This is a genomic window from Bordetella genomosp. 5 (assembly GCF_002261475.1).
In the GTDB taxonomy this organism is placed as follows: Bacteria; Pseudomonadota; Gammaproteobacteria; order Burkholderiales; family Burkholderiaceae_B; genus Bordetella.
On sequence record NZ_NEVN01000009.1, the window covers coordinates 22,868 to 43,513 of the forward strand.

A 20,646-nucleotide genomic window follows, 5' to 3' on the forward strand; every position below is an offset into this window, starting at 1 on the left:
GTGGGCAGCCTCGGCGGGCGGCCTGGGTCGGTAGTCTCGGTGTGCCGCCTCAGTGAGCCGCCACTGCGCGCTCAGGCCTGGGGCGCGGCGCCGAACTGGTACGCGTCCATCGCGAGCGCGGCATAACTGACCTCGTCGGTCAGACGGCGCGGCGCACAGGCCGCGTCGGCCGGCGTGTCGCCCGCCCCGAGCGCCACGTAGAGCGGCATCAGGTGCTCGTCGTGCGGATGCGCCTGGTGCGCGCCCGGCGCCTGGCTCTGCCAGTCGAACAGCGCGGGCAGATCGCGCCGCGCCAGCCGGTCGGCATACCAGCTCTGGAACGCAGGGACGTAGGCATGCGCCCGCGCCGTCTGCGGCATCCGCACGTCGCGCAGATTGTGCGTGAGCGAACCGGAGCCGATGATCAGAATGCCCTCTTCACGCAAGGGCGCCAGCGCCTGACCGAGCGCGTACTGGCCGCGCGCGTCGCGGCTCATGTCGAGCGAGAGCTGCACCACCGGCACGTCGGCGTCGGGATAGAGATAGCGCAGCGGGACCCAGGCGCCATGATCCAGCGGCCGGCGCGGGTCGTTGTCGGCGGCGATGCCGGCCTCGGCCAGCAGCGCGCGCACCCGCTCGGCCAGCGCCGGCGAGCCGGGCGCGCCGTATTGCAGATGGTAGAGCTCGGGCGGAAACCCGCCGAAGTCGTGCCAGGCGACCTGGCGATCGCGCGTGGACACCGCGAGCCCCTGTCCCATCCAGTGCGGCGACACCACGAGAATGCCGCGCGGCCGCGCCGCGAGGCCGGCGCTCCAGTGGGCCAACGCGTGGCCGGTCTGGCCGGGCTCCACGGCCAGCATGGGCGAGCCGTGCGAAACGAATAAGGTGGGCCAAAGCATGGCGCGTCTTCCTGTAGATCCAATGACCCGATTCTGCCGATATTGAAACGAGCAATAAACCCCGCGCGGCGGCATAGGCTGTTGCAGATCGAGCAACAGGCCGGAGTGCATCGGCGCGCCGGGGCGTTAAACTACGCTGTTACGCATCCAGTACCTACGAACTCAATGGCCCGTTCCCGCAGCCAGACCCCCTCCCGCCTGAATCGCGATGCCACGCGCCTGGTCGCCCTGGCGCAAGCGCTCAACCGTTCCGGCAGCCGTGTCGAAGACCTGTTTTGGGAGGCACAGCTGGCCAACGCCGTGCCCAAGCTGCTGCGCGCGGGCAACGACGCGCCGCTCGAGGCCGCGCTCGATCACCTGGCGCAGCACGACATCGGTGCCTACGAGGTGCTGATCGAACAGGCCGAAACCCTGTCCGAGTCCACGGCGATCGAGAAAAACGGCGTACGGCACGACGTCATGCTGCTGGTCGCGCCGATCGCCGCCTGGACCCGCTACACCATTCCTACCGGCCCGATCTCCGCGTCGGCGCAGGAAGCGCTGCTGGCGCAGTTGCACGGCCACGTGCTGGCCAGCAATGCGCGGGTCGCCCTGCTGCCCCATCTGGTCAGCATCGATCAGATGCCGCGCACCTTCTCCGAAACCTGGCAATGGCTGCAACGCCTGGGCTCGCACGCGCTCGGCGCCGAGACCGCCAAGCCGGTGATCAATACCGCCGTCGAGACGGCCAATATGCTGGCCGACACGCGCTACGTGGTGGCGGCCGTGGCCGTGCCCGAGCACGGCGCCTTCTTCCGCTGGCAAGAACACTTCGACGAGCCGGGCAACACGCGCGAGGCGTGTCTGGCGCAGTGGGTCGAGCAGGCCCAGCCCACCTTCGCCACGCTGCTGCCTGGCTGCGGGCTCGACCTGTTGCTGCCCGACGCCTACTACGTGAGCAACCGCGAAGCCGACCGCCGTGTGCGGCCCCTGTCGCTGCGCGCGGCGGTGAGCTGGCTCGAGAGCGCGGTCAACCTGGAACCCTCGCAACTGCGCGCGGTGATCGCGGGTTGCGGCGAAGCGCAGATCGATGAGTACCGCGTCGGCTTCACGGCACGCAACAGCAACGACGTCTACTACGGCTGCGTCTGGCCCGTGTACGGCCGCGAAGACGAGCCCGCCCCCGGCGAAGAAGACGAGGGCGTGCCGGACGCGATGGACCAGATCGCGGCGCTGCTCAAGGAGTATGGCGTGAGCGACGTGCGCCGCATTCCCGGCGTGCTGCCGCCCGAGTACTGCGAAGACTGCGGCGCGCCGCACTTCCCGAATCCGCTCGGCGAACTCGTCCACGCCGAGCTGCCCGAAGACGCCGAGACGGCGCCCACGCAGTTTCACTGAGCGCAGCGATGCGCGCCGACATCTTCTGCCGTGTCGTCGACAACTACGGCGACATCGGCGTGTGCTGGCGCTTGGCGCGCCGCCTCGCCCACGGCCGGGGCTGGCAGGTGCGGCTGTGGGTCGACGACCTCGATGCGTTCGCCCGGATCGAGCCCGGCGTGCAGCCGGCGCTCGCGACCCAGACACTGCAGAACATCGCGGTGCGCCACTGGCGCGAGCCCTTGACCGAGCTCGACCCCGGCGATGTGGTGATCGAGGCGTTTGCCTGCGATCCGCCCGCCGAGTTCATCGCCGCCATGCGCGCCACGCACCCCGTGTGGATCAATCTCGAATACCTCAGCGCCGAGGCCTGGGTCGAGAGCTGCCACGGCCTGCCCTCGCAGCAACCCAGCGGTCTGGTGAAGCACTTCTTCTTTCCGGGCTTTACGGCGGCCACCGGCGGGCTCATCCGCGAGCCGGGCTTGAGCGCCGCGCGCGACGCGTGGCAGGCCGATCGCCCGGCCCAGGACGAGTTTCTGCGGCGCCTCGGCGTGCCCGAATCCGTGATCGCGCGCCGTCATGCCGGGGCGCGTCTGGCCACGCTGTTCTGCTATCCGCAGGCCCCGGCCGCCGACCTGGCCCGGGGGCTGGCGGCGCTGCCCGAAGGCGCGATCCTGCTCGTGCCGCAGGGCGTGGCGCCCGCGCTGGACGGTGTCGCGCTTTCCGGCCTGGACATCGTGCGCGTGCCCTTCGTGCCTCAACCCGATTTCGACCGCCTGCTGTGGCTGGCCGATCTCAACCTGGTGCGCGGCGAGGATTCGTTCGTGCGGGCGGCCTGGGCGGGCCGGCCATTTCTGTGGCAGATCTATCCGCAGCAGGACGCGGTGCACCTGACCAAGCTCGACGCGTGGCTCGCGCGCTACGATCTGCCGGCGCCCGCGCGGGCGTTGATGCAGGCCTGGAATGCTTCCGCCGCCACCGACGTGGCGACGCTCGCCGGTGCGGCACTGGCCGATGGCCCCTGGCAGGCCTGGGAAAAGACGGCCCGGGAGTGGGACAAAGCGCAGGCCGCGCTCCCCGATTTGGGGGACACACTGGCCGATTTCTGTACTGATCTAAGCAAGACGCGCTAGAATAGACAGTTTTCTGCGGCGTCCATCCTGGTGATCAATCCGGGCATGCCGGGCGCAACAGACTCACTGACAGCCTCCCGGGGCACGCATGCGGTGTACGGCCAGCCTACCTGGCAGCCGAACCGATTGCGCGCTAGCACGGCGAGTGCGCCATATCACCCCCGGAGTTTTAATCGATGAAAACCGCTCAGGAATTGCGAGTCGGCAACGTGGTCATGGTCGGCAAGGATCCCCTCGTGGTCCAGAAGACCGAATACAACAAGTCCGGCCGTAACGCCGCCGTCGTCAAGCTGAAGTTCAAGAACCTGCTGACGGCCTCGGCCAGCGAGTCCGTGTACAAGGCCGACGAAAAGTTCGACGTGGTCATGCTCGAGCGCAAAGAGTGCACCTACTCGTACTTCGGCGATCCGATGTACGTGTTCATGGACACCGAGTACAACCAGTACGAAATCGAAGCCGAGAGCATGGGCGACGCCCTGAACTACCTCGAGCAAGATATGCCCGTTGAAGTGGTGTTCTACGACGGCCGCGCCATCTCGGTCGAACTGCCCACCATCCTGGTTCGCGAAATCACCTACACCGAGCCCGCCGTCCGTGGCGACACCTCGGGCAAGGTGCTCAAGCCCGCCAAGATCAACACCGGCTACGAGCTCAGCGTGCCGCTGTTCTGCGCCATCGGCGACAAGATCGAAATCGACACCCGCACCAACGAATACCGCAGCCGCGTCAACTGATCCGGCTGCCGCATTCGCGGCGAAAAAGCCCGCCCTGCCTTACGGCAGCGCGGGCTTTTTCTTTGGTGTCTCGCAACGGCTCGGGTGAGGCGGCGGGGCCGCGGCGCTTATTGCAGCTGGTCGTCGTCGAGAAAGGTCGGAACGGTCATGACCGCAATGCCTTCCTCGGCCAGCTCCGCGCGTTCGTCGGCCGTGGCCGTGCCGCGAATGGGCCGGTCATCGGCCTCGCCGTCGTGGATGCGGCGGGCCTCGGCGGCGAAGCCCGGGCCCACGTCTTCGGTATTGCGCACCCATTGCCGCACCTGGCGCAGCACTTCGGCCTGCAGCTTGGCCAGCTCGGGAGGCAGCGGCGGTGCGCCGGGCCGCGACGGCGCGGCGGCCGGCGCGGGCGCGGGCGCCGCGTCGCGCAGATGCGCGACGTTCAGGCGCGGTGCCGACAGGCGCTTGACGATGCCGCGCGAGTCGCAGACCGGGCAGGCCACGAGGCCGCGCGCCTGTTGCGCGTCGTAGTCGTCATGCGAGGCGAACCAGCCTTCGAACAGGTGGCCGCGGTCGCATTCGAGGTCAAAAACTTTGAAAGCCATGATGAGGAGGGCCCGTGGTCGGGCCAGGCCGGACGCGCCAGCCGAGGCGCGCCGTAGCGCGTTGCCCGCGCGTGGATCGCGGCGGGAGGAGCGGCGGGTGGCAAAGCCCCCACCGCTCGGGTCATGTTACTTCGGTGCGCGCGCCTTGGGCGCGGAGAGACGGGCCTGCTCGGCCTGCAGCGCGTCGATCTGACGCTGCAACGCACGCAACTGCTCGCGGACGTCTTTGTTCTGGTCGGCCAGGGCCTGGGCTTCCTGGCGTGCCTGTGCCTGACGCTCGGCGACCAGCTGCTCCTGCTGCTGACGCTGCTGGCGATCGGCCTGCAGCGAGGCGAGCTCGGCGTTGCGCGCGGCGAGCTGGGCTTCGGCCTGGGTGTAGTCGGCCTGCATGCGGATGCGGCGGATGTCGACCTCGGCCAGATCGGCGGAGCGGGCGACGAAGCTGCGATACACCGCTTCGGCCTGCTGCGCGGACTTGGTCTTGTAGACCTGCCAGAAATCCTTTTGCTGGAACAGCGCGACGTAATAGGTGAGCTCGTCGGGGCGGAACAACAGGCTGGCGCCGTAGTTGCCGTTATAGCTGGTGCGCAGCTCGGAGACCTGACGGCTCTGGATCATGCCTTGCAGCTCGGTAGCCGTGGAACTGGCGCGAGGCGGCGTGGGGGCCGCCGGCGCGGGTGCCGGTGCCGGTGCCGGAGGCGTGACGGGCGTATTGGCCGCGTCTTTGTTTTCGACCTGCTGGACAGCGGGGCGCTCGGGGGCCGGCTGAGTGCTGGCGCAACCGGCCAGACCCGTGATGAACAGGCCAGCGAGCATCAGGCGCATACCTGCACCCCTGTGTTGGATTTCCACTTTTTTATCCCCTACCCCTAGGCAGTAAGTTCGGAACTATAGCAACAGATTGCGAATTATCGCACCCAAATGCCACGGGTTTTCCTGGGTTATTCCCGCATTTACGCGCGCCACCGGCCTTAGAAGTCGGCCATGCCGTCCACCGGCTCGCCCTGGGTTTCGCCAAGCCGGAATTTGCGCATCTTTTCCCACAGCACCTTGCGGCTGATGCCCAGCGCGTGCGCGGTGTCCTGGCGGCGCCAGCCGTTGGCCTCGAGCGCGGCCAGCACGCGTTCGCGTTCGCTGCGTTCGGCGGGGCTGTAGACCGGCGCGGCCTGCGCCGCGGCGGGCGGCGCCTCCGGGGTGGCGCGTGGCGTGGCGGGCGCAGGCGGCATCTGGCGCGCGTGCCGGTTGAGCACGAGTTCAATGCGCGCCGGATCCCAGCCACGCAACTGACGGCGGATGATGGCCACCCGCTCGGCCAGATTGGAGAGTTCGCGCACGTTGCCCGCGAACTGCATCTGCTCGATTCGTTGCAGCAGCCAGGGCGGCACTTCGTCGTGTTCGGACACGCCATGACGTTGCAGCAGCGCCTGGAAAATCGCGCGCTTCTCGGCGGGGCCGCGCTCTTCGAGGCTGGGAATGCGCAGCTCGATCACGGCGAGCCGGTAGTACAGGTCGGCGCGAAAATCGCCTTCCGCCACCAGCGTGCGCAGATCCTTGTTGGTGGCCGCCACCAGCCGGAACGACACTGGAATCTCGGTGGACGAGCCCAGCCGCGTGACCGTGCTCTGCTCGAGCACGCGCAGCAGCTTCACCTGCTGATAGAGCGGAAGATCGCCGATTTCATCCAGAAAGAGCGTGCCGCCGTGGGCCTGCTCGAAATAGCCTTTGTGCGCGCCCACCGCGCCGGTAAAGGCGCCTTTGGCATGGCCGAAGAAATGCGCCTCGAACAGACCCTCGGGAATGGCGCCGCAGTTCACGGCCACGAACGGCCCGTCCGACCAGGAGGCGTCATCGTGCAGCAGCCGGGCCACGCGTTCTTTGCCGACGCCCGTCTCGCCATGCACCAGCACGTTGGCGCGCACGTCGGCGAACATGCGGGCTTCGTCGAGCAGGTCGCGCATCACCGGCGACACCGCGACCAGGGCGGGCGCCGCGGGCGCCTCGGGCTCGTTGGCCTTCTGCGAAATGCCGGCCACGCGGAACAGCAACCGCCGCAGCTCGGCGCCCGTGAAGCCCAGGGGCAGCGTGTAGGAATATTCCGGCGGGTAGAAGCGCGGGTCGTGGCTGCGCACTTCGCCGGCCACCCAGATCACGGGGATGCCCTGCGCGGCCAGCCAGTCGAAGCCGGCGAAGCGCGCATCTCCCATCATCGTGACCGACACCAGCGCCACGGCCGGACGCGCGCGGTCCCGGTCGGCCGCGAAGGTCAGACCGGCCTCGGCGCGGATCAGCGTCGCGTCGTAACCCGCGAGCGCGCGCTCGGCCCGCGCGGCGATATCCGAGGTGCCTTCCCAGACATACAGGTCGAGGCCATCGTTGAGCAGGGTTTCGCTCATGAGCGGCTCCGGCGATCAGTAGACAAGCTGGACTCCCGTTCCATCACAATCCATCGACATCAAATGCACGTCGGTCTGGCCCACGCGCAGACCGATCACGTTTTCGATCAGCGGCTTGAGCAGCCCCGTACCGATCTGATCCAGCGTGGGCCGCAGCATCTCGAGCAGGAAGCCGACCAGGCCCAGCACGACGTTGGGCGGGCCGCCGGCGGTGGGCGTGGCGGCCAGCGTATTGCTGATCTGCTGCATGCAGCCCGCGACCGTGCCGCCGATCGGGATGCCCAGAATGCGCGTGGTGCATTGATTGGTCGGCAACAAGGCGCCGACCACATCGCCCAGCGTTTTGACCACGGTGCCGACCAGGTTGTTGACCAGCCCCCCGACACTGCCCAGCAGACCGCTGACATTCAGGGTCACGAGGCTGGTCAACAGATTGGCGGTGGTGTTGGGCAGGCCGGTGAGAAAGCCGCTGAGATTGGTCGGGGCGTCTTTGATCTGGTTGAGCGCGGCCTGCGTGCGCGAGCTGCGGCAGCCGAAGCCGGTCGCGTTCTGCTGCGCCGTGATCGCATCGGTGCAGGCGGCCGTGGCGGTGCCGTTCCAGAGCTCCTGCGCCAGCTTGTCGATGACCTGCGTCCGGGTGCCGCCCGGCAGATTCCCGCCCGCCTGCAGCGAATTGCCGAGCAAGGCGCCGAGCAAGGCATCGGTGACGTTCTTCACGGTGGTCCCGAGCAGGAGCGGATTGTCGGTGGCCGGCACCGATTGCGTCTGCCCGACATAGAAATCGGCGGCGCCGTTGGCCGGCAGCGCGTTGATCACCAGCGGCGGATTCGGCTGCACCGACGCGAGCTCGGCACCGAGCAGCGCCACGCTGAGCAGCTTTTTGGGCTGCAGGCCCTGCTCGCAGCTCGCGCTGGTCGAGAACGGCCAGTTGGCCGGCGCACCCGGCGGCGGACCGCCGACGCACAGCTTGAGGATGGACGAGGTGACCGCGATGTTGGCCAGATCGCGATTCGCCGCGTCACGGCGCTGACAAAGCTGGGTCAGCGTGCCATGGCCGTCCACCAGATCCAGGGTGATCGGCAGGTCGATCGAGACCTTGAGCAGCGAGCTGATCGGAGGTGGCAGCGACGCCGTGGAGATCTGGATCGGCGCGTACACCCGCACCTGCGCCGAATAGGCGGTGGTGCCCACGCCGCCGATGGCGATCGAGGGCGGCTCGATCACGCTGAAGCGCGGCGTCACAGTGACCAGCCCGCCGAGGCTCACGGCGGTGCCGCCCTGCACGGCATGGCCGCCGGTGCCCACCCCGATCGCGGTGGACAGCACCTGCAGCGCATCGAGCTCGAGATTGAGCGCGGAGCTGGCGTCACCCGAGGTGATGTTGGCGAAGAGCGCGCCGTTGCGGCCGGGTGTGGTGGAGCCCAGCTTGACCTGCAGGTTGGACACCCCGAGCTTGGTCTGTATGGCCTGCAACAGGCCCACGTTGGCCGCCACCAGCTCATTGCGGCCCGCGACGGTGACGACCGCGTTCAGCACGTCGCCCAGCGGCCGGGTGTTGGCCGCGAGCAGCTGATTGAAATCGGCCAGCGAGATATTGGCGGGCACCGGAATGCCGAGCGCCTGCAGCAGCCCGGCAGGCGTGATCTTCACGTTGGCCAGCCCGCTGTCGTAACCGGCCAGCGAGGTGCCGCTCAGATTGAGGCCGACCTGGCTGAGCAGATTGGTCAGCACGCCGGGCTTGGCCGCGATCAGCTTGGTGCCGACGGAAAAGGCCGCGACGGGCTCGCCGGGCCGCGCCCCGATCGCCTCGACCGAAATCGTGGTGCCGCCCAGGTAAGGCACCAGCGCAGGCGCCGGCATCGATAGCGCCACGCGTACCGCGTTGTAGCGCTCTCCGGCCGCGATCGGCCGGATGAATCGCGGTGCGAGCGAGGCGTTGCTGCTGTCCCAGCGGTGGCAGGTGCTGGCGACGTTGGTGGTCTGTGCATGGGCGCCCAGATTGGCGCGCGCGTTGGCATTCGCGGCGGCCGAGGCGGCCGTGCAATTGGCCTGCGCGCCCGCCCCAAGCAATTGCGCGGCGGTGAGCGCGGCGAGGTCCGCGGCCTTCTGCAGCTCGCGCTTCATGTAATAGAAGTAGCCGAGCTGCGCGCCGCCCAACAGCACCAGCCCGATCAGGATGACGAGGGCCGCGGGCATCAGGATCGAACCCTGTTGCCCGGCGGCCGGCGTGCGGAAGCGGCGCGGTCCCATGATGGCGCGGGCGGGCTCAGCCGCCGCCCCCCGAGCCGGACTTGTTCTCGATGCGCGTGCCGAACCACTGCGGCAGCGGCTGCTCGAAGCTCTGGATATAGCGCTGCCAGGCCGCGCTGGCGACCGGCCCCTGCAGCGGCAGGCCCGGTCCGGCACGCCGGCCGTCGGCCTGCGCGGCCATCAGGGCACGGGTCACGGCGCCGGGCCGGTCCAGATCGTCCGCGCCGGCGCGAGCGACGGGAGCGGCGGGAGCGGCGGCCGGTTGCGACGGCACCTGGCGCACCGCCGCACTGGCGTCGGCCGGAGGCGGCGGGACCGTCGTCGCGGGACCGGCCGCGGGAACGGGCGTGGCCTGCGCCACCGGCGTGGCGGCGGAGGCCGCGGGGGGCGCAGGCGGCGTGAGCGGTGCACGCAGCTGCGCCGCGGCCGGGCCGCAGATCAGCACGCTCGCAAGCACGGCGGCCAGGGAAAGCGGAGATCGATGCATGAGAGGCCTCACGATGCGTTCAGGTCAGGGGGTGGCCGCGCCCGCGGCGGGATTGCCCATCCGGTCGAGCAGCGGCCGTTGCAGGACCGGCATGGGCATGGCGGCGGAGACCGGGCTGGCGGCGGAAGAGGACGCATCGGCGACCGCGCGGCCGCTGGCATCCACCTGCCGCACGGACGGGCGGGCCGCGTCGGCCCGGGCCGCATCGGCCCCCGTCGCATCGCCACCCGGCCTGTCGCGGCCCGGCCTGTCGCGGCCCGGCCCGTCGCGGCCTGGCCTGTCGCGGCCCGGCACCATAGACACGGCCGCGATGGCCTGCGGCGGCGCGACGGCGCTCTGGCGTTGCGCCTGCCGGACTTCGTCGGCGAGCTGTACGACACGTTCGCGCGCCGGCTCGGACAATCCGGCCTGGTCCATCACCTGATGCGCCGCGAGCGCATCGCCGCTCACCAGCAACAGCAGCGCGAGATTGCCGATGATGCGGGCATTGCCCGGGTCGAGCTCGGCGGCCTGACCCAGCGGCACGCGCGCGGCGGCGGGATCGCCCGCGCGCAACAACGCATAGCCGAGGTCACCCAGATATTGCGGATCGGTGGGGCGCATCCGCGCCGCCCGGCCCAGTTTGTCGGCCGCATCCTCGAAGTTGTTCTGTGCACCGGCGAGCAGGCCCAGCCCATGCCAGCCCCGCGCGGCCTGATCGCCATTCAGCAGCGCGCGGTACGCCTGTTCGGCGGCCGCGGGCTGGCCGGTCATGCGCAGCGCGTCGGCACGCAACGCCGCCACCTCGCCCCCTTCGCCATACGACTGCCGATAAGCATCGATGTACGCAAGCGAGGCGAAGTAACGGCCATCGCGCTGCGACTCGCGGATCAGCGAGAGCGCGACCTCGGGCGGCGTCGCGGCATTGCGCCGCATCGATTCGTCGGCCTTTTCCTGGGCCAGGGCCTGTTCGCGTTGCTGATCGCGCATGAGCTGCTGCGCGGTTTCGACGCGCGACGTCTGGCAGGCGGTCAGCGCGCCCAGCGCCGCCGCCGCCATCGCGATGCGCGCCCACGGCGCGAATCGGTCATGTTGTTTCATGGACTGCCTCCTCCAATCTGCGACAGGCCTCGGATGACGGCGATGAAACCCGATCCGCCAGTGACGATGAGCAGCGCCGGCAACAGCGTCATCACCATCACGCCGGTCATCTTCACCGTCATCTTCGCCACCTTGGCCTTGAGGTCGAGCTTGCGCTTCTCGCGCACCCGCTCGCTGAAGCGCGCCAGCGGTTCCTGGACCGCGCCCCCGTGCTTGTCGATCTGGACCATCAGCCGGCAGATCGCCGTGAGGTCGTCGTTGTCGTAACCGTCGGCCAGGCGCGCGAGCGACTGCTCGCGGGTGCGGCCGCGTGTGTGGGCCTCGGCGGCCACGCGCAGCTCCTGGCCGATGACCGGCATCGCCACGCGAAAGTCGTGCACCAGCACGTGAATGCTCTGATCCAGCGAGAGGCCCACCCCCTGCAGCAGCCGCATCAGGTCGATCAACAGTGGCAGCTCCTGGCCGGCCTGGCGGCGGCGCTGCGACCAGCGGCGCATCAACCACCATTTGGGCCCCATCCACCCCAACGCGAAGCCGAAGAACATGAGGGCGGAGATGCCGGCCCAGCCCATGTCGGGCCAGCGCGCATCGGCGAGCATCCAGAGCGACATCGGCAGCGCCAGCACCAGAAACACGCGCGAGGCGATGAAGAGCCCGCGCGCGCGCGCCACGTCCGCGAAACCGCAGGCCTCGACCAGCCGCCGGTCTTCGTCGGCCAACAGGGAGTCGCCCAGGCGTCCCGCGCCCATGCGCAGGCCCGCATCGCTCGCCGCGTGCGTCACGGCCTCGATGTGCGCCCGGGGCGTGCGTGGCGCCTCCTCGACCGGCAGCGCGCGCCCTTCCCGCGCGGCCAGCGCGCGTTCGACGGTGCGCAGATTGCGCCCCTGCCGCCCCACGCGCGCCATCAGCGCGGCGCCCACGATCAGGCAGCCCACCATCAGCGCAACGATGGCGCCGACGAGCAGCCAGCGGGCGACGGGATCGTTGAGCATCATCGCCATGGCCGTCTATACCCCGCGCGCCATGCGATACAGCCAGAACGATCCGCAGATCTGCAGGCCGGCCGCGACGACCAGCATGCGAAAGCCCAGCGGATCGTTCCACATGTTCATGAACAGGTCGTTGTTGAACATGATGATGAAGAGCGACACCCCCACCGGCAACAACGCCAGCACCCAGGCCGACAGGCGGATTTCGGCCGACAGCGCCGTGAGTTCGTCGCGGGCCGCTTCCAGATCCCGCATGAAGCCCGCCATGCGCTCGAGCACCTGATCGCTGCGCCCGCCGAAGCGCAGCGCCAGCGAGATCACCGCGGACACCAGCGAGAGCTCCTGCAGGCCATACTGGCGCGCCACCTGCGCGAGCGCCACGTCGAGTTCCTTGCCCGAGCGCGCCAGCGCGTCGGCCCGCTGCACCACCTCCAGCAGCGGCTGGTCGACCGAGCGCGTGGCCGACTGAAACGCCGAGCTCACACTGTTGCCGATCACGATCAGGCGCACGGCCGCCTCGAGAAACTCGGGCAGCTGCGCCACCATGCGGCGCTTGCGCTTATCGGCCTTGTGCCACAGGCGGAAGTAGCCCAGCAGCAGCACCAGCGCGAAGCAGGCCAGCGCGGCAGCCGGACCGCCCGCCACGAGCGCGACCAGCGCGAGCAGCAGCGGCGGCGCCAGCAGCACGAAATAAATGCGTTGGCTCGAGGGCTCGCCCGCCAGCAGCAACAGGCGCGACCAGGCATTGCCGCCGCGCCGGATCGGCTGCATCAGCACGGCGCTCGCCGCAGTCGCGGTGGCGCCCTTGCCCTGATCCAGACGCGCATCGAGATAGGCCGACGTGGCGCTGCGTCGGGCACCCGCGCTGGCACGCAGCAGCACGATGAGTGCGCCGGCCAGCAACAACAGCGAGAGGGACCCGAGCAGCAACGCGTTCATCAGCGTCTCCGGCTCCAGAAGCCGCCACCGCCCGTTTCGGGCTCGTCGGGCGGCGCCGCCGTGATGCCGCGCACTTCGTCGCGCACGCGCGCGAGCTTGGGCGTATGGGGATTGATGCCCAGGCTCACCCAGTTGTCCTTGTCCTCGCCGTCGGGCGTGGTGTAGGCCTCGTAGCGATAGAGCTCCTGCGTGGCGATCACGTTGTCGCCCATGCCGGTCACCTCGGTCACGGACACCACGCGGCGCTTGCCGTTCGGCAAGCGGCCGATCTGCACGATGAAGTCGAGCGCGCTCGCGATCTGGCGCCGCAGGCTGTCCTCGCTGCCCTGAAAGCCCGCGAAGCCGGCCAGCATCTCGATCCGGTACAGGCACTCGCGCGGCGAGTTGGCGTGGATGGTGGCCATCGAGCCTTCGTGGCCGGTGTTCATGGCCTGCAGCATGTCCATGACCTCGGCGCCACGCACTTCGCCCACCACCACGCGATCGGGGCGCATCCGCAGGCTGTTGCGGATGAGATCGCGGATGCTGACCGCGCCGGAACCATCGAACCCGCCCTGCCGCGACTCCAGCCGCACCACGTGCGGGTGATTGAGCGAGAGCTCGGCCGTGTCTTCGACCGTGACCACGCGCTCCGTTTCGGGAATGAAAAACGCCAGCGCGTTCAGCAGCGAGGTCTTGCCCGAGCTGGTGCCACCGGACACCAGAATGTTGCAGCGATGACGCACCGCCAGGTTGAGCAGGCGGAAGATGTCTTCGTTGAAAGACCCGAGCGCCAGCAGATCGTTGGGCTTGAGCGGATCCTGGCGGAACTTCCGGATCGACACCATCGGGCCATCGACCGCGAGCGGTTCGATCACGACGTTGAGGCGTCCGCCATCGGGCAGCCGCGCATCGACCATCGGGCTGGACTCGTCCAGCCGCCGGCCCAGCGGCGCCAGAATGCGGCGCACGATGCGCAGCACGTGCTGGTTGTCGGTGAAACGCAGCGACTCGCGCGCGAGCACGCCGCGGCGCGATACGAACACGTTGTCGTAGCCGTTGATCAGCACGTCTTCGACGGCCGGATCCGCGAGCAGGTCTTCGAGCGGCCCGAGCCCCGCCAGCTCCTTGGTCAGCGAGGCCGAAATCTGGCCGAGCTCGCCCTCGTTGATGGCCACGCGCCGCATGCGCACGAAGCTCGCGACCTCGATGTCGACAAACTCCTGGATCGCCTGGCGGGTCCAGCGGCCGAACTCGGCGCCCAGCTCCTCGATCCGTGACAGCAGGTGTTCGTACGCCTGGCTCTTCACGTCCTGGAAGCGCTGCGATCCGGTGAACTCGCCTTCCGGTGCGCCGGAGCCGAATTCCATGGATGCCGACATGATCATGATGCCTCCACCTTGGTCAAACCACGTTCACGCGTTTGTGCACACCGGGCAGCCACGTCGCGAGCCAGCCCTGGCGCGCGCTCGGCCCCATGTTGTCCGACATGACGCGATCGATCAGCGCCTGCACCGCGCGCACGTAGACGTCGCGCTCGGCCTGCTCGTGCAGCAGGCGGCCCTGGTTGGTACACACCATCAGCGGCAAGGTGCGATCGGGCAAAGTGCCTGCCAGCGTGATGCCGAAGCGCTCGGCGATCTGGCTGGCGGTCATGCCATAGCGCTCGTCGTAGCGATTGACCACGAGCTTGACGGAGGCGCGCTCGACGTGGTGCTGATCGAGCTCCTGCAGGACATTGGCGAGCGACACCAGCGCGCTCACGCTCTGGTCGGTGACCAGCCAGGTCTCCTGCGACGCGCGCACCAGCTTGGCCACGAACTCCGGATTGGAGAAGCCGCCGGCGTCGGTGATGAGCATGCCGTAATGCTGGCGCAGGCGTTCGAACAGCATGAGCGAGTCGGACGGCGACAGCGCGCGCATCTGCGCCACGTCGCGCGGCAAGGCCAGCGCGCTCACGCCGGCGGCCGTGTGAGCCATGGCGGAGCTGAGCAAGGTGCCGTCGAGACGGCGCAGGTTGCGTACGGCTTCGGCAAAATCGAACTCGCTGCTGATGTTCAGATACAGCAGGCAGTCGCCCACCGGCCAGCCCAGGTCCAGCACGCCGACGCGATCGGACAGCGGCAACTGCGTGGCCATCAGGTCGCCACCGCGGGCCGCCTTGGCCGCGCCGTGCTGCCGCGTCGCGGCGGCCTGCGCGAGCATGTGCTGGCCGAGCCCGGCCGCATGCACGGCGAGCGTGCTGGCGCCCACGCCGGGCCGCGCGCCCAGCACCAGCACGCTGCGATGGGTGGCGTCGGTGCCGCCGCCTTCGCCGCGCCGGTTCGAAATCAGGCGCTGCACCACGCCGCGGACCTCTTCGGGCGAAACCGAGGGATCGACGAAGTCGCTCACACCGGCACGCAGCGCCGCGATGGCGCCATCGGGCTGGGCCAGGTAGCCCACGGCGACGCGCGGCACGGAAGGCGCCACGCGCGCCAGGATGCGCGCCAGATCGGCCGCCATCAGCAGCTTGCCCGGCTCGTTGGCATCGGCCGTGAAATCCAGAAACACCACCTGCGGATTGATATCCGCAATGCGGCGCGCAAGCGTATCGAGCGGCGGCAGCTCTTGCGTCAACAGGCCGAGATCACCGATGGCCTGACCCAACTGCTGCGCCACGTTGTTGTTGCTGGTGCAGAAAAGAAAGCAGGTGCTCTTGTCGAGAGCAACCCATTCTCGGGCGTGTGTCTTCATATTCGTCACCGTGAAAAACCCGGCATCTGCTGACCTCCCATGGGGCCGAGCAAGTAATACCCCCAAGCCGTGGACGCGCGATCGCTCACTTCCTGGCGTTCGCCCGGCATCGGCAGGGTCACTCCCCGCGCAATGGGCCGGACCAGCCGCGGGGTGACCACAATCACCAACTCGTTGTCCTCTTGCGAGTACTGCACGTTGCGGAAAAATGCGCCGATGATGGGCAGATCGCCCAGCAGCGGAATCTTGTTCACGTTGGCCTTCGTCTGGCGCGACACCAGGCCGCTGATCAGATAGCTCTCGCCGTCGCCCAGCTCCACCGTGGTGTCCGCCTTGCGGGTGCGCAGGGCCGGAATCGTGGTGAGCGAGCCGTCGGTGTTCGACATCATGATGCCGTTCGTGTAATCCAGTTCGCTGGCCTCGGGCGCGACCTTGAGTGCGATACGCTCGCGCGAGATGACCGTGGGCGATACCGTGAGCCCGATGCCGAAGGGCTTGAATTCGATGGTCTGCGTGCCCAGGCCGCCGGCCACCGGAATCGGAATCTCGCCGCCCGCCAGAAAGCTCGCGCTCTGACCGGACAGGGCCAGCAGCGTCGGCTCGGCCAGGATGCGCGCCATGCCGTTGCTCTGCAGCAGGCGCAGCGTGGCGTTGAAGTCGCTGCTGTTGTAGCTGATGCCGCCCAGGAATCCGCTGAGTTGCGGCAGCAACGACACGCCGGCCGATACCCGGCCGCCACCCGCATTGAACGCGACGCCGATGTCCTTCATGACCGACTTCGACACTTCCACGACTTTCACTTCGACCTGCACCACCCCGCTCGTGGCGATCTGCGACACGTCGACGAGGGTCTCGGGGATCACCGGCCGCCTGCACCGCCGCGCGATGCGCATCGGCGGAAGGCGCCGTACCGGTGATCACGCCGCGGCCGTCGGCCGTATCCACGCTCACGCCGGGCTGCACGCCACGCCGCACGAGCGCGGCCTGTGCGTCGGAAATCACCCGGACCAGCCATACCTGCGGGTCCCGTGCCCCGCGGGTCCAGACGCGCAGCTCGGTGGTGCCGGCCTTGCGGCCGTAGACCAGCACTTCGCCAGCACCTGCCGTGCCCGTCAGTACTTTGACATCGGCCACGCTGGGATCGCCCACCGCGATGCGCGTGGGCGCGCCCGCCAGGCCCAGGGGCTGCTGGCCGTTCACGCTCACCATCAGCTCGCTGATGCGGGGCGCGGCCGGCTGTTGCGCCCCCGCAGGCGGCGCGGCGGGCGACGGTCCGCGCGGCGGTGTCTGCCCCCAGGCGTGACCCGACATGGCCACCATTCCCGCCGACAGCCAGATGCCTACCCCGATCTTCCTGCTCATCCCCGATACCTTCATGCGTTCCGAATCCTGTTTCTGCTCACGCGCACCGAGAAGCGGCGCGCGCATGATTCCGTGATCACACTCAATAAGTGACTGTGGAGATGTCTCCGCCTCGAATGATTTCCACGCTGCGGCCGCCCCCGGCCGGACGCGGCGAACGCGGCGCGGCCTGCTGCGGCGGCGGCTCGGGCGCCGGTCCCGCCAGTTGCGGCAGCGCATCGCCCGCGAAGGCCGCATTGATGCCGTCGCGTGCGCTGGCCTGCTGCACCGGCGTCAAGCCCGCGCGCGCGTTCAGCACGGGCGCGCGGCGCGGGAACAGCGAAGGATCCGGCATGTCGGTGTCGCCCGGCGAGCGCAGCACCAATTGCAGCTTGCCGGCGCGCGAGGCGAGCAACAGCTCGTTGACCTGCTCGACCGGCACCGCAAGAATGGCGTTGCGCGCGACGGCCGCGTTCGGCGTGTTGGTATCGACCGCGGCGCCCGGTCCCGACACGGCATCCGCGCCGTAGGCCAGCACCCGCACGCGCGACTGCAGCAGACGGGTCTGCGTGCCGGGCACCTCGGCGCTGCGCTCCATCAGCAGAAACACGTCGATCAGGTCGCCCGGCTGGATCCGATTCTGCGCGCCGGACAGTTCGTCGACCGCGATCGTGACCGCACGCTCGCCCGGCTCCAGATAGGTGGCCAGGCCGCGCATCACATCGGCGCTCATCACCGGCTCGCCGGCCATCAGGGCCTTGCGCAGCACCTTGCCCTCGATCTGCTTGGGATCCGTCTCCACGCCGCCCGGCTGCACCGGCCATTGGGCGACTTTCAGCTTGTCGGCCGCGATCGGCACGCCCGGCTCGATACGGCTGGCCGCCACCAGGACCGGGAAGGTCTGCACCTCGGGCTCGGCCGGTGCGGCGTTCTGCACCTGCACGGGCCAGACCGGCGCGGGCGGCGGCGGCACCGGGCGCGTGGCGAGTTGAATGGCAAAGAAGCCCAACACCAGGGCAACCAGGATGAACAGACCCGCGACGATTTTGGCGGTGAGACTCATGGTGAGGATCCGGAAGGTATCTGCACGCTGGCCAGTGCGCTCAGCGACGTCGGCAGCCAGCTGTTGCCGCCGGGCAGTGCCCCGGCCAGCGTGCGCATCATGCCGAGCAGCGGCCAGTCGGCCGCGTTGTATGACAGCGAGACGCGTGCGCAACGCTGCACCACCCCGTTGACATCGGCCCAGGGGCAGTTCGCGACGGTCACCGCGCAGCTCACCGCGAGCCAGCTGGCTTCCTGGCGCGCCGCCGTGCAGGCGGCGTTCGAATTCATGGAGCCGGCAAGCCCGGTCTGCAGCGCCACCTGCGCGCCCTCGCCCACCGCCTTGGTGAGCTTCTGTTGCGCCCAGAAGAGCGAACCGAGCCCGATGATGCCGCACAGGATGAAGAGCAGCAGCGTGATGACGAGCGCGAACTCGATGGCCGCGACGCCGCGTTGGCGGCGCATCGGTAGCAGGCGGGGAGACCGGGGCGGCATGTTCAGCTCCCGGCCTGCGACAGCGCGCCGCCCAGGCGCACCGAGGCGCGCGCGCTCAATTCGTTGGGCATGACGAGTGCCATGCCGGGCAAGGTAGGCAGGAGCGGCGCGTTGCCGTAGGGGTAGCGCACCACGACTTCGATCTGGTCCGGCGCCAGCGCGATGCCGCTGCAATTACCCGTGCCGCTCAAGCGGCCGGAAACACCACATACGGCCACGCGCGTGGCCGTGCCACCCATCGACGAGACCCAGGCCGCCTGCACGGCGGCTGCCGCCTGCGCGCTCTCGGCGCGCGGCGCCCAGGCGCCGATGGCCTGCCAGCGCTGCGCGGCGCGAGCGCCCTCATCGGCGGCAAAATTGATGGATTGCTGGGCGGCGAAGATGAGGCCCCAGGTCAGAAGACCGTAAGCAACCAGGAAGAACACCATGAACACAAGGGCGAACTCGACGGCATAAGCGCCCCGCTCCAGGCGACCAGACCGGCCGCCGCGCCCATGGGCAGGATGCGCAGGCCCTTCATGCCGCCCGCGATGCCCGTGCTGTAGTACCAGAGCGCGCCCAGACCGCACAGCGCGGTGCCGAAGAGCACGACCGCCGCCCATGGCCAAAAACCGACCCACAAGCCGAGCGCAGCCAGATACTTCACGTCGCCCGCGCCCATCCAGCGCATATGCCAGGCGTAGACGAAGGCGAAACTCGCGCCGAACGCAAGCAACGCGTCGCCCCAGCTCTGCGCGCCATAGTCCGGCCAGGGCTGCCCGCTGAATGTCGCGAACAGCAGCCATCCGACCTGCACCAAAGCCGCGCCCGCCGTGAGCCAGTTGGGCACGCGGCGCCAGCGCATGTCGTAATACACGACCAGGGTGTTGAAGGCCAGGAACGACAGCCACCACATGTTCTCCTTCAACAATCGGGGCACTCCAGCTTATTGGGTGGGTCGCGAAAGGCGCGCGCAAAGCAGCGCGCGCTCGCGCCCGTAATACGTGCTCTCGAAAATTGCGCGAATGAGCCGGGCGCTTGCCCGGGCCCATCGCGACTTACCGTACGCGCATCAGGTACCGGCGCCGTCCAGCGCCGTTCCAATCCGGCCGAACAGGGCGACGATGTCTTCTCTCAACGCGATCAACGCAGCGATGATGGCGACGGCAACCAGCCCCGCGATCAAGCCGTACTCGATCGCGGTGGCGCCCTCTTCGTCTTTCCAGAACGATTTGACGTGTTCAAGCATGTGGCACCTCCTAAAAACAAGAGAAACAACGACAGTCAAAAAACACCTGCAGCCAAGACTGCGGCGCTACGTGGCCCGCGCCGGCGTCTGCCGGGTCGGGCGTCCTGCGGTGTTGCTATACAGCTTGTTTTTATGCGTATACGTTCGCCGTGGTGCTGCTCAACGCACCGGCGCTCCCGGGGCCCGGCCGTCGTTGAGCAACGCGTCCATGCGTTGCGACAGCCGCGCCTGGTAGCGCTTGTAGCTGCGATGCAATTGCCAGCGCATCGCGATGAGAACCAGAATGGCGCCGCCGAATGCCACGTAGGGCAACGAGACACCGCCGACGTGCAGGCCATCACCCGTGCCGCCGGTCGTACAAACCACCGTGGCCGCGGCCACGCCGGTGTAATGCATGCCGCAAACCGCGACGGCCATCAGCACGGCGGCGACCATGCGCTGCCACTCGCGCTGCACGTTGAAGGCCAGCCATACCGCCGCCGTCGCCGCGCCGACCGCGATCAAAACCGAGGCGATCACGAGCGGCGTGTCCCAGCGGAAAAACGCCGGCATGCGCATCGCGCTCACGCCGATGTAATGCATCGCCGCCACTGCCAGCCCGGCCAGCAGGCCCGCCACCGCGCAGCGGAACAGCGAGAAGGGTCGCCCTCCCACATACCAGAACGCCGCGCCCGAAAACACGATGGCGACCAGCGCGCTGATCAGCGTGGGCACCAGCGCATACTCCACATCGAAAGGCAGGTTCTGTGCCTGCATGCCGATGAAGTGCATGCCCCAGATACCGATCCCGCCCATCGCCAGCGCGCCGATCACCGCGTATCCGCGCCAGGATTCCCCGTCGCGCACGCTGTCGCGAATATGCGCGGCAGCGCTCAGGGCCACGTAGGAGCCCAGCAGCGCGATCACAAACGACAAGAGGAACAGGCCGCTGTGAAACGCTAGGGGAACGATATCTCCGGGATTCATGGGTGCTCCGGATTAAACGAAGGACGCAATCGAACCA

General features: G+C 68.8%; 21 protein-coding genes and 1 pseudogene. 4 read left to right on the forward strand and 18 right to left on the reverse strand.

Annotated elements, in window-relative coordinates:
* Nucleotides 1-71: 71 nt before the first annotated feature.
* Nucleotides 72-878 (reverse strand): DODA-type extradiol aromatic ring-opening family dioxygenase, encoded by an 807-nt coding sequence (locus tag CEK29_RS16515; RefSeq protein WP_176456925.1) that lies wholly within the window; start codon nucleotides 876-878, stop codon nucleotides 72-74.
* A 165-nt stretch (nucleotides 879-1,043) separates the two neighbouring features.
* Between CEK29_RS16515 and CEK29_RS16520 the strand changes: the two genes are divergently transcribed.
* From CEK29_RS16520 to efp, 3 genes are all read left to right on the forward strand, one after another.
* Nucleotides 1,044-2,255, forward strand: a complete 1,212-nt coding sequence (locus CEK29_RS16520; RefSeq protein ID WP_094802265.1) for a DUF2863 family protein — start codon at nucleotides 1,044-1,046, stop codon at nucleotides 2,253-2,255.
* An 8-nt stretch (nucleotides 2,256-2,263) separates the two neighbouring features.
* Nucleotides 2,264-3,367 carry an elongation factor P maturation arginine rhamnosyltransferase EarP gene (gene earP / locus CEK29_RS16525; RefSeq protein WP_094858739.1) on the forward strand — a complete coding sequence of 368 codons (1,104 nt, stop codon included), beginning with the start codon at nucleotides 2,264-2,266 and terminating at the stop codon, nucleotides 3,365-3,367.
* 176 nt (nucleotides 3,368-3,543) lie between these two features.
* On the forward strand, nucleotides 3,544-4,101 hold the full coding sequence (gene efp, locus CEK29_RS16530; RefSeq protein ID WP_094802269.1) for an elongation factor P: 558 nt from the start codon (nucleotides 3,544-3,546) through the stop codon (nucleotides 4,099-4,101).
* Between the two features lie 107 nt (nucleotides 4,102-4,208).
* Here efp and CEK29_RS16535 read toward each other — a convergent pair whose 3' ends face one another.
* The 11 genes and pseudogenes from CEK29_RS16535 to CEK29_RS16585 all read right to left on the reverse strand — a co-directional run bounded on the left by CEK29_RS16535 (nucleotide 4,209) and on the right by CEK29_RS16585 (nucleotide 16,858).
* Nucleotides 4,209-4,685 (reverse strand): DUF1178 family protein, encoded by a 477-nt coding sequence (locus CEK29_RS16535; protein WP_094858740.1) that lies wholly within the window; start codon nucleotides 4,683-4,685, stop codon nucleotides 4,209-4,211.
* Between the two features lie 126 nt (nucleotides 4,686-4,811).
* Nucleotides 4,812-5,537, reverse strand: a complete 726-nt coding sequence (locus tag CEK29_RS16540; RefSeq protein ID WP_094802273.1) for a DUF2968 domain-containing protein — start codon at nucleotides 5,535-5,537, stop codon at nucleotides 4,812-4,814.
* Nucleotides 5,538-5,656: 119 nt separating this feature from the next.
* Nucleotides 5,657-7,078 (reverse strand): sigma 54-interacting transcriptional regulator, encoded by a 1,422-nt coding sequence (locus CEK29_RS16545; protein ID WP_094802275.1) that lies wholly within the window; start codon nucleotides 7,076-7,078, stop codon nucleotides 5,657-5,659.
* 15 nt (nucleotides 7,079-7,093) lie between these two features.
* Entirely contained in the window at nucleotides 7,094-9,328 is a 2,235-nt protein-coding gene (locus tag CEK29_RS16550) for a pilus assembly protein TadG-related protein (protein ID WP_094802277.1), read from the reverse strand.
* Between the two features lie 16 nt (nucleotides 9,329-9,344).
* Nucleotides 9,345-9,815, reverse strand: coding sequence for a DUF3613 domain-containing protein (locus tag CEK29_RS16555; RefSeq protein ID WP_094858741.1), 471 nt, complete (start codon nucleotides 9,813-9,815; stop codon nucleotides 9,345-9,347).
* Nucleotides 9,816-9,839: 24 nt separating this feature from the next.
* Nucleotides 9,840-10,895, reverse strand: coding sequence for a tetratricopeptide repeat protein (locus CEK29_RS16560; protein ID WP_094858742.1), 1,056 nt, complete (start codon nucleotides 10,893-10,895; stop codon nucleotides 9,840-9,842).
* Entirely contained in the window at nucleotides 10,892-11,896 is a 1,005-nt protein-coding gene (locus tag CEK29_RS16565; protein WP_094858743.1) for a type II secretion system F family protein, read from the reverse strand. The genes CEK29_RS16560 and CEK29_RS16565 overlap by 4 nt, the downstream gene beginning before the upstream one ends.
* A 6-nt stretch (nucleotides 11,897-11,902) precedes the next feature.
* Nucleotides 11,903-12,823, reverse strand: a complete 921-nt coding sequence (locus tag CEK29_RS16570) for a type II secretion system F family protein (RefSeq protein WP_094802282.1) — start codon at nucleotides 12,821-12,823, stop codon at nucleotides 11,903-11,905.
* On the reverse strand, nucleotides 12,823-14,190 hold the full coding sequence (locus tag CEK29_RS16575; RefSeq protein WP_094802283.1) for a CpaF family protein: 1,368 nt from the start codon (nucleotides 14,188-14,190) through the stop codon (nucleotides 12,823-12,825). Before CEK29_RS16575 ends, CEK29_RS16570 begins: the two co-directional genes overlap by 1 nt.
* Before the next feature lie 16 nt (nucleotides 14,191-14,206).
* Entirely contained in the window at nucleotides 14,207-15,547 is a 1,341-nt protein-coding gene (locus CEK29_RS16580) for a pilus assembly protein CpaE (RefSeq protein WP_094802284.1), read from the reverse strand.
* Nucleotides 15,544-16,858, reverse strand: a pseudogene (locus CEK29_RS16585) (type II and III secretion system protein family protein). The gene CEK29_RS16580 and the pseudogene CEK29_RS16585 overlap by 4 nt, the downstream one beginning before the upstream one ends.
* Between CEK29_RS16585 and CEK29_RS24140 the strand changes: the two are divergent.
* Nucleotides 16,848-16,976 carry a hypothetical protein gene (locus CEK29_RS24140; protein WP_255176198.1) on the forward strand — a complete coding sequence of 43 codons (129 nt, stop codon included), beginning with the start codon at nucleotides 16,848-16,850 and terminating at the stop codon, nucleotides 16,974-16,976. The pseudogene CEK29_RS16585 and the gene CEK29_RS24140 sit on opposite strands and share 11 nt — an antisense overlap.
* Nucleotides 16,977-16,982: 6 nt before the next feature.
* On the opposite strand, the gene cpaB is transcribed toward CEK29_RS24140, so the two are convergent.
* From cpaB to CEK29_RS16615, 6 genes are all read right to left on the reverse strand, one after another.
* Nucleotides 16,983-17,942 (reverse strand): Flp pilus assembly protein CpaB, encoded by a 960-nt coding sequence (gene cpaB / locus CEK29_RS16590; RefSeq protein ID WP_094858744.1) that lies wholly within the window; start codon nucleotides 17,940-17,942, stop codon nucleotides 16,983-16,985.
* The gene (locus CEK29_RS16595; protein WP_094858745.1) at nucleotides 17,939-18,415 is read right to left on the reverse strand and encodes a TadE/TadG family type IV pilus assembly protein; all 477 of its coding nucleotides are present in this window, start codon (nucleotides 18,413-18,415) and stop codon (nucleotides 17,939-17,941) included. The genes cpaB and CEK29_RS16595 overlap by 4 nt, the downstream gene beginning before the upstream one ends.
* A 2-nt stretch (nucleotides 18,416-18,417) precedes the next feature.
* Entirely contained in the window at nucleotides 18,418-18,843 is a 426-nt protein-coding gene (locus CEK29_RS16600; protein ID WP_249279127.1) for a TadE/TadG family type IV pilus assembly protein, read from the reverse strand.
* Entirely contained in the window at nucleotides 18,810-19,334 is a 525-nt protein-coding gene (locus CEK29_RS24145; RefSeq protein WP_255176177.1) for an A24 family peptidase, read from the reverse strand. Before CEK29_RS24145 ends, CEK29_RS16600 begins: the two co-directional genes overlap by 34 nt.
* 132 nt (nucleotides 19,335-19,466) lie before the next feature.
* Entirely contained in the window at nucleotides 19,467-19,643 is a 177-nt protein-coding gene (locus tag CEK29_RS16610; protein WP_094802289.1) for a Flp family type IVb pilin, read from the reverse strand.
* Between the two features lie 159 nt (nucleotides 19,644-19,802).
* Nucleotides 19,803-20,609 carry an MHYT domain-containing protein gene (locus CEK29_RS16615; protein WP_094858748.1) on the reverse strand — a complete coding sequence of 269 codons (807 nt, stop codon included), beginning with the start codon at nucleotides 20,607-20,609 and terminating at the stop codon, nucleotides 19,803-19,805.
* Between the last annotated feature and the right edge of the window lie 37 nt (nucleotides 20,610-20,646).